Annotated in this window: 11 protein-coding genes; 2 read left to right on the plus strand and 9 right to left on the minus strand. The window is 68.1% G+C overall.

The features are described 5' to 3' along the window. Positions 1–63: 63 nt before the first annotated feature. The 6 genes from ACRARE_RS20340 to ACRARE_RS20365 form a co-directional block, all read right to left on the minus strand. Entirely contained in the window at positions 64–1,377 is a 1,314-nt protein-coding gene (locus ACRARE_RS20340; RefSeq protein WP_432658307.1) for an SPOR domain-containing protein, read from the minus strand. Between the two features lie 66 nt (positions 1,378–1,443). Beyond that, positions 1,444–2,076: a uracil phosphoribosyltransferase gene (upp, locus tag ACRARE_RS20345; protein WP_432658308.1), complete on the minus strand. Its 633-nt coding sequence runs from the start codon at positions 2,074–2,076 to the stop codon at positions 1,444–1,446. Further along, positions 2,073–3,083, minus strand: coding sequence for an adenosine deaminase (locus ACRARE_RS20350; RefSeq protein ID WP_432658309.1), 1,011 nt, complete (start codon positions 3,081–3,083; stop codon positions 2,073–2,075). The genes upp and ACRARE_RS20350 overlap by 4 nt, the downstream gene beginning before the upstream one ends. After that, complete coding sequence (locus tag ACRARE_RS20355; RefSeq protein WP_432658310.1) at positions 3,080–4,297, minus strand: phosphopentomutase; 1,218 nt, start codon at positions 4,295–4,297, stop codon at positions 3,080–3,082. The genes ACRARE_RS20350 and ACRARE_RS20355 overlap by 4 nt, the downstream gene beginning before the upstream one ends. Beyond that, positions 4,294–5,607, minus strand: a complete 1,314-nt coding sequence (locus ACRARE_RS20360; RefSeq protein WP_432658311.1) for a thymidine phosphorylase — start codon at positions 5,605–5,607, stop codon at positions 4,294–4,296. Before ACRARE_RS20360 ends, ACRARE_RS20355 begins: the two co-directional genes overlap by 4 nt. A gap of 2 nt (positions 5,608–5,609) precedes the next feature. Continuing rightward, positions 5,610–6,002, minus strand: coding sequence for a cytidine deaminase (locus tag ACRARE_RS20365; protein WP_432658312.1), 393 nt, complete (start codon positions 6,000–6,002; stop codon positions 5,610–5,612). 261 nt (positions 6,003–6,263) lie between these two features. Between ACRARE_RS20365 and ACRARE_RS20370 the strand changes: the two genes are divergently transcribed. Both ACRARE_RS20370 and ACRARE_RS20375 read left to right on the plus strand, forming a co-directional pair. After that, the gene (locus tag ACRARE_RS20370) at positions 6,264–8,555 is read left to right on the plus strand and encodes an NADP-dependent malic enzyme (RefSeq protein ID WP_432658313.1); all 2,292 of its coding nucleotides are present in this window, start codon (positions 6,264–6,266) and stop codon (positions 8,553–8,555) included. 269 nt (positions 8,556–8,824) lie between these two features. Beyond that, positions 8,825–10,729 (plus strand): propionyl-CoA synthetase, encoded by a 1,905-nt coding sequence (locus ACRARE_RS20375; protein ID WP_432658314.1) that lies wholly within the window; start codon positions 8,825–8,827, stop codon positions 10,727–10,729. A gap of 296 nt (positions 10,730–11,025) precedes the next feature. Here ACRARE_RS20375 and ACRARE_RS20380 read toward each other — a convergent pair whose 3' ends face one another. From ACRARE_RS20380 to ACRARE_RS20390, 3 genes are all read right to left on the minus strand, one after another. Continuing rightward, positions 11,026–11,223, minus strand: a complete 198-nt coding sequence (locus ACRARE_RS20380) for a CsbD family protein (RefSeq protein WP_432658315.1) — start codon at positions 11,221–11,223, stop codon at positions 11,026–11,028. A gap of 87 nt (positions 11,224–11,310) precedes the next feature. Next, on the minus strand, positions 11,311–11,787 hold the full coding sequence (locus ACRARE_RS20385; protein ID WP_432658316.1) for a GNAT family N-acetyltransferase: 477 nt from the start codon (positions 11,785–11,787) through the stop codon (positions 11,311–11,313). Beyond that, complete coding sequence (locus ACRARE_RS20390) at positions 11,784–12,548, minus strand: NAD kinase (RefSeq protein ID WP_432658317.1); 765 nt, start codon at positions 12,546–12,548, stop codon at positions 11,784–11,786. The genes ACRARE_RS20385 and ACRARE_RS20390 overlap by 4 nt, the downstream gene beginning before the upstream one ends. Positions 12,549–12,727: the final 179 nt, after the last annotated feature.

A 12,727-nucleotide genomic window follows, 5' to 3' on the forward strand; every position in this document is an offset into this window, starting at 1 on the left:
CCGCGCGTTGCCGCCCGGTCCTGCATGGATTTCAACGATTTACCGCGTCCGGCGGCCCCGGGATCAGTTGCGCGGGAAGGCGTCGTCAAAGCCCGCGCGGCGCGCCGCCGACAGGGCATGAGCCATATCCGCCTCGGACCCGAAGGGGCCAAGCAGCACCACCTTGTAGCGCCCGCTGTCGACGATCCGCGCCCCATAGGCGCCGAAAGCCCGCGCGGTGCTACCCGCGTTGCCCGCCTCGGCAAAACTGCCCACCTGGACATAGCGATAGGCCGCCCCGCGCGCGACCTGGGTCTGCACCGGGCGCGGCGGCACGGCGGCGGGCGCGCGGGTCTGGGTCGAGATCACCGGCGAGACCGGCCCGGTCTGGCCGGGGCGCAGCCCGGGGAAGCGCGCGGTGACATCGCGGCCCGTCTCGACCTCGATCAGGCGACGGGGCACGGTGTTGGTCCAGATCAGCTCCATCCGGGCCTTGCCCTCGAAGGTCTGCTCGGCCCGGTAGGGGTTCAGGCGGCCATCGTCAAAGACCCGCTGATAGCCCTCGGGCACCTGCGGCGCATTGGCCCCATGGGCCAGGACGCGGTTGTCGTAGACATGCTTGGGCACGACCCGGGTGCCGGGCGCCACCTGGCCCGGCTTCACCACCTGCCCAGGCACGGGGCGCTGGTAGGACGAGGTGTGCATCTGCGGCGGGGTATAGCCACTGGGGCCGCAGCTGATCTCGTAGGGGCCGGGGCGCACATAGCGCTGGCCCACGGCCGAGAGGTTCGGACAGGCGGTGGCGCCGCTGGCCAGAGCGGCGGGGCGCACCACTTGCGGGCGCGGCGCGGGGGTGATCGCGGCGGGCAGGACGGGGCGTTGCTCGACCGCCGGGCGGGCGGCATAGCGCAGGCCGCCGGATCCTTGCGTGGCGGGGACCTGGGCGCTTTGGGTGGCGGCGCGGCGCTGTTGCGCGCTTGGCACCCGGGCCGGGGTCGGCGCGGGCGCAGCGGCCACGGAGGCGGGCGTGGCAGGGGCAGGCGCCGGGGCGGCGTTCTCGGGCACGGCGGCGGTGATCGTGGTCACGCCCGCAGCGGCGGTGGCGGTCCCGGCGGGCGCCGGACTGCCCTGGCCCGCGGCCAGGCTGGGCTGATAGCCGCAGACCACCTTGCGGTCGCGGCTGACGCGCGGCACCCAGGTGGTGGCGCCATCGACACCGGCCCGGATGTAGATGCAGCCCTCGCTGTCCACATACTGGCTGCCCTGGAACGAGGCGGGCGGGATTTCCGCCGGGCCGTCATCGCGGCGCAGCGACTGGGCCGAGCCCACCGAGGGGTCGATCAACAGGCCAAGGGCCAGACAGGCAACAGGAAGATATTTCATATGCAGCAGCGTCATCATGCCCCCCGACAGATGTTGGCCCGACTCTGCCGCAGAGCCGGGCCCGAGTAAAGCGGCCTTGGCTTATTTTGTGCCGAACATGCGGTCGCCCGCATCCCCTAGGCCCGGAACGATATAGCCCTGGTCGTTCAGCTTCTCATCCAGCGAGGCGGTGACGATCGGCACATCGGGGTGCGCCTCTTTCATCCGCGCCACGCCTTCGGGGGCGGCCAGCAGGCAGAGGAAGCGGATATTGGTGGCGCCCGCCTTCTTCAGCAGGTCGATGGCCGCGACCGAGCTGTTGCCGGTGGCCAGCATCGGATCCACGGCGATGACCAGCCGGTCTTCCAGGTTCTCGGGCACCTTGAAGTAGTATTGCACCGGTTGCAGCGTCTCTTCATCGCGGTAAAGCCCGACAAAGCCCACGCGGGCGGCGGGCACCAGCTCCAGGATCCCGTCCAGCAGGCCGTTGCCCGCCCGCAGGATCGAGATCAGCGCCAGCTTCTTGCCGTCCAGCAGGGGCGCGTCCATCTCGCACATCGGCGTGCGGATGGTCTTGGTGGTCATCTCCATCTCGCGCGTCACCTCATAGGCCAGCAGCTGCGAGATCTCGCGCAGCAGCTGACGGAACTTGGCGGTAGAGGTCTCTTCCTCGCGCATCAGGGTCAGCTTGTGCTGCACCAGCGGGTGGGTGACGATGGTCAGATGATCGGTCATGCAGAGATCTCCAGGCGTTTGGCGAGTGTGTCTTTGGTGGCCTGGTCGCAGAAAGCGGCGTCCAGGGCGGTGCGGGCGATCTGGGAAAAGACCTCTTCCTCCCAGCCGAAGGCATGATGCAATGCTTCGTATTCCTTCGCCATGGTGGTGTGGAAGAAGGGCGGGTCATCGGTGGAAACGGTGACCTTCACGCCGCGTTCACGCAGCATCTGGATAGGGTGGCGGGCGACGTCGGGATAGACCCCCAGGGTCACGTTCGAGCCCGGGCAAACCTCCAGCACCACGCCCTCTTCGGCCAGGCGGTCGACCAGCTCCAGATCCTCGATGGCGCGCACGCCGTGGCCGATGCGTGCCGGGCGCAGCGCATCCAGCGCGTCGCGCACCGACTGCGGGCCGCCCCATTCGCCCGCATGGGCGGTCAGCGCCAGCTCTGCCTCGCGGGCCATGTCGAAGCTATAGGCGAAGTCGCGCGGCTTGCCGGCCTTCTCATCCCCCGCGATGCCGAAACCCACGATCCAGTCGCCCGCCGTCTCGGCGGCGCAAAGGGCGGTTTCGCGGGCCTTGTCGGGGCCGAAATGGCGGATGCAGGTCACGATGCCCCGGGTGACGATGCCCAGATCCCGCTCGGCCGCATCGGCGGCCTCGCGGATGGCGTGCAGATATTCGCGCCAGGCGCCCAGATCGCGGCCGCCGCAGAAATCGGGCGACAGGAAGGTCTCGGTATAGATCACGCCCGAGGCGGCACTTTCCTCCAGCACGGCGGTGGTCAGCCGGGCGTAGTCCTCGGGCGATTTCAGCACCGAGGTGGCGGCCTCGTAGACGTCCAGGAAATGCCAGAAGTCGTCGTAGGCATAGTGGCCGCGCTCGTCGAAGACCTTGTCGATATTCACCTTCTTCTCGGCGGCCAGGCCGCGGATGAAGGCGGGCGGCGCCGCGCCTTCGTGGTGCAGGTGCAGTTCCAGCTTGGGCAAGGCGGCGAAATCGGCGCCCTCTTCGGCACGGCTCATATCAGGCTCCTGCCCGGCCCCTGGGCCGGGATCGACAGATGCGCGGCCAGGGTGGCGGCCACGTCGGTGAACTGGCAGGGCACGGGCGACAGGGCGCCCGCCCCCTCAAGGCCCGCGATCAGCACCGGCACGCGTTCGCGCGTGTGGTCCGATCCGGTCCAGCTGGGGTCGTTGCCATGATCGGCGGTGATCAGCAGCAGGTCGCCGGGGCGCAGCGCCGCGATCACCTGGCCGATCCGGGCATCGAACCATTCCAGCGCGCGGGCATATCCCGAAATATCGCGCCGATGTCCATAGAGGCTGTCGAATTCCACGAAATTGGCGAAGGTCAGCGACCCCTCTTCGGCCCCGGCCACCAGCCGGTCGAGCTGGTCCATCAGTTCGGCATCGCTGCCCTTTACCACGTCGTCGATCCCCGACATCGAAAAGATGTCGCCGATCTTTCCCACCGCATGGACCGGGCGGCCCGCGTCCTTGGCCCAGTTGCACAGGCCCGGGCTGGGCAGGGCAATGGCGTAGTCGTGGCGGTTGGCGGTGCGGACAAAGGCGCCCGGCTCGCCCACGAAGGGCCGGGCGATGACGCGGCCCACCTTCATCTCGTGCAGCACAGGCGCCAGATCGGCGCAGAGCTTTTGCAGCCGGTCGTTGCCGAAGCTGCCCTCATGCGCGGCGATCTGAAAGACGCTGTCGGCGGAGGTATAGCAGATGGGCCAACCCGTCCGCATGTGCTCCTCTCCCAGTTCCGCGATGATCTGGGTGCCAGAGGCATGGCAATTGCCCAGGATGCCCTCGGTGCCCGCCATGTCGCAGACCTTGGCCACCAGCGCCTCGGGGAAGGCGGGCTGCGTATCGGGGAAATAGTGCCAGTCCCAGGGCACGGGCACCCCCGCCAGCTCCCAATGCCCCGAGGGGGTATCCTTGCCGGGCGAGACCTCGGTGGCGGCGGCGTAATGCCCGGTGAGGGGCGCCTCTATGCCCGGGGCGACATCGCCCGAGGCCAGCTTCACCGCCTCGCCCAGGCCAAGGGCGGCCAGATTGGGCAGGCGCAGAGGCCCGCTGCGCCCCTCTTCGGCGCGGCCCGCGGCGCAGCTTTGGGCAATATGGGCCAGGGTATTGGCGCCGCTATCGGGGGTGGTGCCGTTGAAGAAACGGTCGGCATCCGGCGCACCGCCGATGCCGACACTGTCCATGACGACGAAAAAGGCGCGGGTCATGCGGTGATCCTTTGCAGAACCAGCGGCGCCGGGGCGGGCGCGGCGGCGCTGTCGGTAATAGTGATGGCGGCGCGCACCTGGGCCACGGCAGCCTCTGCGGCCTCGATCCGGGCGGCATGGACCCGGGCCAGCACCTGGCCCTTTTCCACCCGCTGCCCCAGGCGCAGCAGATCCGACAGGCCGACCGAAGGGTCGATCCGGTCGCTTTCCACCTGCCGCCCGCCGCCCAGGCCGACCACGGCCAGCCCCAGGGCCTCGCCCTGCATGGCGGTGATATGGCCGGGGCCTTCGGCGGTGACCTCCAGGATCACATTGGCCTCGGGCAGGAGGCGCCGCCAATCCTCGGCAAAGCGGACGGGGCCACCCATCAGGGCCACCATGCGCCCGAACCGCTCCATCGCGGCACCGTTGCTCAGCGCCTCTTCCAGCCGCGCCGCGCCCGCCTCGGGCGTCTCGGCCAGCCCGCCCTGCACCAGCAGCCCGGCGCCCAGGGCGATGGTGAGCTCGGCCAGAGGCCCGCGCTTGGCGCCCGACAGCACTTCCATGCTTTCAGCCACCTCCAGCGCATTGCCCAGGGCGGGCGCCAGCGGCTGGCTCATGTCGGTCAAAAGCGCCTCGGTCGGGCAGCCCGCCGCATTGGCGGTCGAGACCAGGGCGCGGGCCAGTTCAGCGGCGTCCTCTTGGGTTTTCATGAAGGCGCCCGCGCCGCATTTCACGTCCAGCACCAGCGCGTCCAGCCCCGCCGCCAGCTTTTTCGACAGGATCGAGGCGGTGATCAGATCCAGGCTTTCGACCGTGGCGGTGACATCGCGGATCGCGTAAAGGCGCCGGTCGGCGGGGGCAATGTCGGCCGAGGCCGCGACGATGGCACAGCCCGCCTCGGCGGTGACCCGGCGAAAGGCCGCCTCGGACAGCTCGGTCGACAGGCCCGGGATCGCCTCCAGCTTGTCCAGGGTGCCCCCCGTATGGCCCAGACCCCGCCCCGAGATCATCGGCACATAGGCGCCACAGGCCGCCAGCATCGGCGCCAGCACCAGCGAGACACAGTCGCCCACCCCGCCGGTGGAATGCTTGTCCAGCGCGGGCGCGGGCAGATCCCAGCTCAGCACCCGGCCCGAGTCGCGCATGGCGCGGGTCAGGGCGACGCGCCCCTCTTCGCCCAGACCGCGCAGCAGCACGGCCATGGCAAAGGCCCCCGCCTGGGCGTCGGTCACATGCCCGTTGGCCAGACCTTGGGCGAACCAGCTGATTTCCTCGGCGCGCGGCACATGGCCGTCACGCAGCGTGGCGATGATGTGACGCGCATCCATGATCAGTCTTTCATGTGGTCCTTGGTGAACTTGCCCGGCAGCAGCTCGGCCAGGGTCGTCTCAAGCTTTTCGCCCGACAGGGTGTACATGGTCACCTTGATGTCGGGTTTGCCGAATTCGGCCAGCTTCTGGCGGCAGCCGCCGCAGGGCGGCACGGGGGCGGTGGCATCGGCGATCACCGCAACCTCGGTGATCTCGGTCTCGCCGCCCGCGACCATGGCCGCCAGGGCGCCCGCCTCGGCACAGGTGCCTTCGGGGTAGGCCACGTTTTCCACGTTGCAGCCGGAATAGACGGCACCCGAGGGGGTGCGCACGGCGGCGCCGACCTTGAAACGCGAATAGGGGGCATAGGCCTTTTCATACACGGCCGTGGCCGCCGTCAGCAGATCCGTCATCATCTTCTCCGTGATTTTCATTGTCCTGAAACACCCGCGCGCGAAAAGCGGCGCAGCGGCGATTTGCGGCGCAGTCTTTCGGGGCCGCGCAGGGTTTGCAAGGGGGCACGGCTGCCCGGCCCCCGCCCCTGCCCCGCTGACCGAAACTTTCCGCATCCCCCGCCGGTTTCCGCTGCCCGGCGGACCTGTCCAAAGGCGGGGCTTTCCCCCGCGTCCAAGATAGTTTAACGCCAAACTACTTTTCGGAGAGAGAGGCACCCCATGTCCGACACCGGCCCGACCACCGACAAATCGACCTTCCGCGCCGCCGCCCTGGGCTATCACGAGAATCCCAAGCCCGGGAAACTGGAGGTGCGCGCGACGAAGCCCCTGGCCAACGGCCGCGACCTGTCGCTGGCCTATTCCCCGGGCGTGGCCGAGGCCTGCCTGGAAATCAAGGCCGATCCCCAGACCGCCTCGCGCTATACCTCGCGCGGCAACCTGGTGGCGGTGGTGTCGAACGGCTCGGCGGTGCTGGGGCTGGGCAATATCGGCGCGCTGGCCTCGAAACCGGTGATGGAAGGCAAGTCGGTGCTGTTCAAGAAGTTCGCGGGCATCGACGCCTTCGACATCGAGGTGAACGAGCCCGACCCCGAGAAGCTGGCCGATATCGTCTGCGCGCTGGAGCCGACCTTTGGCGCGATCAACCTTGAGGACATCAAGGCCCCCGATTGCTTCATCGTCGAAAAGCTGTGCCGCGAGCGGATGAACATCCCCGTCTTCCACGACGACCAGCACGGCACCGCCATTGTGGTGGGGGCGGCGGCCACCAACGCGCTACGCGTGGCGGGCAAGTCCTTCGAGGATATCAAGATCGTCTCGACGGGTGGCGGGGCGGCGGGCATCGCCTGCCTGAACATGCTGCTGAAACTGGGTGTGAAGCGCGAAAACGTCTGGCTGTGCGACATCCACGGGCTGGTCTACGAGGGCCGCGAAGAGGATATGAACCCGCAGAAGGCGGCCTTTGCCCAGCCGTCGGACAAGCGCACCCTGGACGAGGTGATCGACGGCGCGGACATGTTCCTCGGGCTCTCCGGCCCCGGCGTGCTGAAGCCCGAGCTGGTGCAGAAGATGACGGCGCGCCCGATCCTCTTTGCCCTGGCCAACCCCACCCCCGAGATCATGCCGGACGAGGCCCGCGCCGTGGCCCCCGACGCGATCATCGCCACGGGGCGCAGCGATTTTCCCAACCAGGTCAACAACGTGCTGTGCTTCCCCTTCATCTTCCGGGGCGCGCTGGACGTGGGCGCGACCGAGATCAACGATGCGATGCAGATCGCCTGCATCGAAGGGATCGCGGCCCTGGCGCGGGCCACCACCTCGGCCGAGGTCTCCGCCGCCTACCAGGGCGAGCGGCTGACCTTCGGCGCCGATTACCTGATCCCCAAACCCTTCGATCCGCGCCTGTCGGGCGTGGTCTCGGTGGCCGTGGCCAAGGCCGCGATGGAAACCGGCGTAGCGACCCGCCCGATCGAGGATATGGCCGCCTACAAGGCCAAGCTGAACTCCTCGGTGTTCAAATCCGCCCTGCTCATGCGCCCGGTCTTCGACGCCGCCAGCACCGCCGCGCGGCGCATCGTCTTTGCCGATGGGGAAGATGACCGCGTGCTGCGCGCCGCCCAGGCGATCTTGGAAGAGACCCCGGAACAGCCGATCCTGATCGGCCGCCCCGAGGTGATTTCGGCGCGCTGCGAACGCGCCGGGCTGACCATCCGCCCGGGCGAGGATTTCCACGTGGTGAACCCGGAAAACGACCCGCGGTATCGCGACTACTGGCAGACCTATCACAAGATCATGGCGCGCCGCGGCGTGACCCCGGATCTGGCCAAGGCGATTATGCGCACCAACACCACCGCCATTGGCGCGGTGATGGTCCATCGCGGCGAGGCCGACAGCCTGATCTGCGGCACCTTCGGCGAATACCGCTGGCATCTGAAGTATATCGAACAGATCCTGGGTCGCCCCGGGCGCACGCCGCACGGCGCCCTGTCGCTGATGATCATGGAAGACGGGCCGCTGTTTTTGGCCGACACCCATGTCTGGTCCGAACCCACCTCGGAAGAGATCGCCCAGGCGGTGATCGGCGCCGCCCGCCACGTCAAACGCTTCGGCCTGAAGCCGAAGATCGCGCTTTGCGGCAGGTCGCAGTTCGGCAACCAGGACACCGAGACCGCCCGCCGTCTGCGCGGCGCAATGGAGATCCTGGACGCCAAGCCCCGCGACTTCTCTTACGAAGGCGAGATGAACGTCGACACCGCCCTGGATGCCGAGCTGCGCGAACGGGTCTTCCCCGGTTCGCGCCTGGAGGGCACCGCCAATGTGCTGGTCTTCGGCCAGGCCGATGCGGCCTCGGGGGTGCGCAACATCCTGAAGATGAAGGGCGGCGCCCTGGAGGTGGGGCCCATCCTGATGGGCATGGGCAACTGCGCCCATATCGTCAGCCCCTCGATCACCGCGCGCGGGCTGCTGAACATGGCCGCCATCGCCGGGACCCCGGTGGCCCACTACGGCTAAGCGGCGGGCGGCAGCCCCCCGAATCCCTGCGCGGCAGACCGACCTTTGCCGCGCAGGATTTGCAGCCCACAGTTTGCAAAATTTGCAAAACCCCGCCGACTTTGCCGATTTCTGCATAGCGTCAGGGACTTTGCAAAAGTTTGCAGGCGCTAACATGCCGGACCTGCAAATTCTGCATACCAAGTTGACGCAGGCACCTCCTCTGCGCTTGCCCCTTCGCGAACTCCTCCCTTACCTTCGGATCATTGGGTTTAAGGAGGAGGAGGCCAATGACCTATTCCGAGGTCTATGACGCCTGGAAGGCAGATCCCGAAGCATTCTGGATGGATGCCGCACAGGGCATCGATTGGGCCACGGCGCCCAGCCAGGCCTGTTTCCCCGACGCCGGACCGGCCGGGGAATGGTTCGCCGACGGCATGGTCAACACCTGCTGGAACGCGGTCGACCGCCATGTCGAGGCGGGCCGCGGCGATCAGATCGCCATCCAGCACGAAAGCCCGATCACCCATGCCACCAAGGGCATCACCTATGCCGAGCTGCAAAAGCGCGTCGCCAGCCTGGCGGGCGCCCTGCGGATGCGCGGCGTGGAAAAGGGCGACCGGGTCATCATCTACATGCCGATGATCCCCGAGGCGCTGGAGGCCATGCTGGCCTGCGCCCGCCTGGGCGCGGTGCATTCGGTGGTCTTCGGCGGGTTCGCCGCCCATGAGCTGGCGGTGCGCATCGACGACTGCACCCCCAAGGCGATCATCGCCGCCTCCTGCGGCCTGGAACCCAACCGGGTGGTGCATTACAAGCCGCTTCTGGACGCCGCCATCGAACAGGCCGAGCACAAGCCCGAGTTCTGCGTGATCTTCCAGCGTGAACAAGAGGTTGCCAAGCTGATCGAGGGGCGAGACTTCTCCTGGCACGGCTTCCAGTACGGGGTAAAACCCGCTGACTGCGTGCCGGTCGAGGGCAACCACCCGGCCTATATCCTCTACACCTCCGGCACCACCGGCCAGCCCAAGGGCGTGGTGCGCCACACCGCCGGTCACCTGGTGGCGCTGAACTGGTCGATGAAGAACATCTACAATATCGAGGCCGGGGATCGCTTCTGGGCCGCCTCGGACGTGGGCTGGGTCGTGGGCCACAGCTATATCTGCTACGGGCCATTGCTGGCCGGAGCCACCACCGTGGTCTTCGAGGGCAAGCCCGTTGGCACCCCCCACCCCGGCGTCTTCTGGCGGATCATCCAGAACAACCGGATCAAGAGCTTCTTCACCGCCCCGACCGCCTTGCGGGCGATCCGCCGCGAGGATCCCGACGGCGAATGGATCCGCCGCTATGCCCAGCACGAGCTTCAGGCCATCTTCCTGGCGGGCGAACGGGCCGATCCGGCGACCATCGAATGGGCCGAGAAACACTTCGGCGTGCCGGTGATCGACCACTGGTGGCAAACCGAAACCGGCTGGGCCATCGCCGCCAACCCGCTGGGGATCGAGCTGCTGCCGGTGAAACCGGGCAGCCCCTCGGTGCCGATGCCGGGCTATGACGTGCAGGTGCTGGACGAGGGCGGCAATCCCATGGCCCCGGGCGAGCTGGGCGCCATCGCCATCAAGCTGCCCCTGCCGCCGGGCACCCTGCCGACGCTGTGGAATGCCGAAGAGCGCTTCAAGAAAAGCTATCTGACCACCTTCCCGGGCTATTACGAGACCGGCGATGCGGGGATGATCGACGAAGACGGCTATCTTTACATCATGGCGCGCACCGATGACGTGATCAACGTGGCCGGGCACCGCCTGTCCACCGGCGCCATGGAAGAGGTGCTGGCGAACCACCCCGACGTGGCCGAATGCGCGGTGATCGGTGCCTCGGACGCGCTGAAGGGCCAGGTGCCGGTCGGCTTCCTCTGCCTCAGCTCGGGCGTTAACCGCGACCCGGCCGAGATCGTGAAGGAATGCGTGGCCCTGGTGCGCGACCAGATCGGCCCGGTGGCGGCCTTCAAACAGGCCGTGGTGGTCGATCGCCTCCCCAAGACCCGCTCGGGCAAGATCCTGCGCGCCACCATGGTGAAGATCGCCGATGGCGAAAGCTTCAAGATGCCCGCGACGATCGACGACCCGGCCATCCTGGACGAGATCGCCGTGGCGCTGAAAACGATCGGCTTCGCCCCGGAACCGCAGGGCGCGTGACCGGCCCCAGAAGAAGGCAGGCGCGCGGCCCCAGGGGACCGCGCGCCTGCCTGCCTCCGGCGGGAGTATTTCTGGCCGACGAATAGAAAAAGAGTCAGCCCCCGGGCCCAAGGGCGCAAGGCGAGCAGCCCGCGCCCTTTCCCATTCTGAAGGCTGAAAATACTCCGGGGGGAATTGCGTCGCAGACGCAAGGGGGGCAGCGCCCCCTGCCCGCCCGCCGCAGGCGCTGGCAAAGCCGGAACGCGAAAAGGGCGGGCCCGAAGGCACCGCCCTTTCCCTCAATCCATCCAAGTAGATCAGTGCTTGGCGACGAAGTCGTCCACCTGGCGTTCGGCCTCGTCCTTGGCCAGGCCATAGCGTTCCTGGATCAGGCCCACGAGCTTCTGGCGCTCGCCATTGACCACATCCATGTCGTCATGGGTCAGCTTGCCCCATTGGGCCACGGCCTCGCCTTTCACTTGCTTCCAATTGCCTTCGATACGATCCCAGTTCATCGGGAACCTCCTTTCGGGTCATCTGCGGCAGAAGGGGGGCGCCCCTCCGTCACCAGATCAACCCAAAGGCCCCGGCCCGGGTTCCCCTCAGAGATCGCGCGCCCAAAGCTGGTCGTGCATGGGCTGCCCATAGGCGGCCTCGGCCCGCTCAGAGATCAGGGCGAAGCCGCGCGCGCGGTAAAGCGCATGGGCAGGGGTCAGCACGTCCTTGGTCTCCAGCAGGATGCGGGCGTAGCCTTGGGCCTTGGCGAAGTTCAGCACCGCATCCACCAGCATCCCGCCAACCCCTTGGCCGCGCGCGGATTTTTCCACATGCAGCAGGCGCAGCTGCGCCACATCCGGCGCCTGGGGCACCACCAGGACGGCGCCCAGGGGCCCCTGGGGCCCTTCGGCGATCCAGCCCGCGCTGCGCGGGTCGCGGGCCTCGGCGAAGTCCAGGGCGATCCGCAGCAAGGTCGCCTCCATCCCCTCGGCCCAGCCCATTTCGCCCACGTAAAGACGCGTCTGGGCGGCCACGATCCAGCCCAGGTCGCCGGGCGCCAGGGGCCGCAAGGTGACACTCACGAGAATTGCTCTCGGATCAGCCGTTCCTCCAGCCCGTGGCCGGGGTCGAAGAGAATGCGGTGTTCCACCCGGGGTTCCGAGCCGATCTCGACCGACAGCACGTTCGAGACCGAGCGGCGGCTGTCCGCATCGGCCATGATCGGGCGTTTTTCCGGCTCCAGCACGTCAAAGCGGATCAGCGCCTCTTTCGGCAGCAGCGCCCCGCGCCAGCGGCGGGGGCGGAAGGGGGCGATGGCGGTCAGCGCCAGCACGTCCGAGCCAATGGGCAGGATCGGCCCATGGGCCGAGTAGTTATAGGCGGTCGAGCCCGCGGGCGTGGCCACCAGGGCGCCGTCGCAAACCAGCTCGTCCATGCGCACCCGGCCGTCGACCGAAATCTTCAGCTTGGCCGCCTGGGGCCCCGCGCGCAGCAACGAGACCTCGTTGATCGCCAGGGCCTCCTGCACCTTGCCGTCGGCCCGGGTGGCGCGCATCAGCAGCGGGTTGATCACCTCTTCCTCGGCGCCCGACAGCCGCTCGACCAGGTCGTCTTCGGAAAATTCGTTCATCAGAAAGCCGATGGTGCCCCGGTTCATGCCATAGACCGGCGCCGCCAGGGCCTGGGTGCGGTGCAGCGTGGCCAGCATGAACCCGTCGCCGCCCAGGGCCACGATCACGTCGGCCTCGGCCTCGGGCACGGCGCCATAGCGTGCGGACAGCGCTTTGCGCGCCGCCTGGGCGGTCTGGCCCCGGCTGGCGGTAAAGGCAATCTTGATGGGCATCTGCTGTCGTCTCCCGCGCGGGGCCAGGTACACCGACCAGCGCCGGTTTCCGAAAGCCCCCATCCGGGTCCGAAACAATCACAAATGTCCCCGAGGCACCAGCCCCGGCCGCAAACCGGGCACCGACGCCGCTTTTCATGATCATCATGACGATTTGGGGCCTTCCGACCGCGCCCCAT

Source organism: Pseudooceanicola aquaeponti (genome assembly GCF_050897975.1).
Classification (GTDB): Bacteria; Pseudomonadota; Alphaproteobacteria; order Rhodobacterales; family Rhodobacteraceae; genus Pseudooceanicola.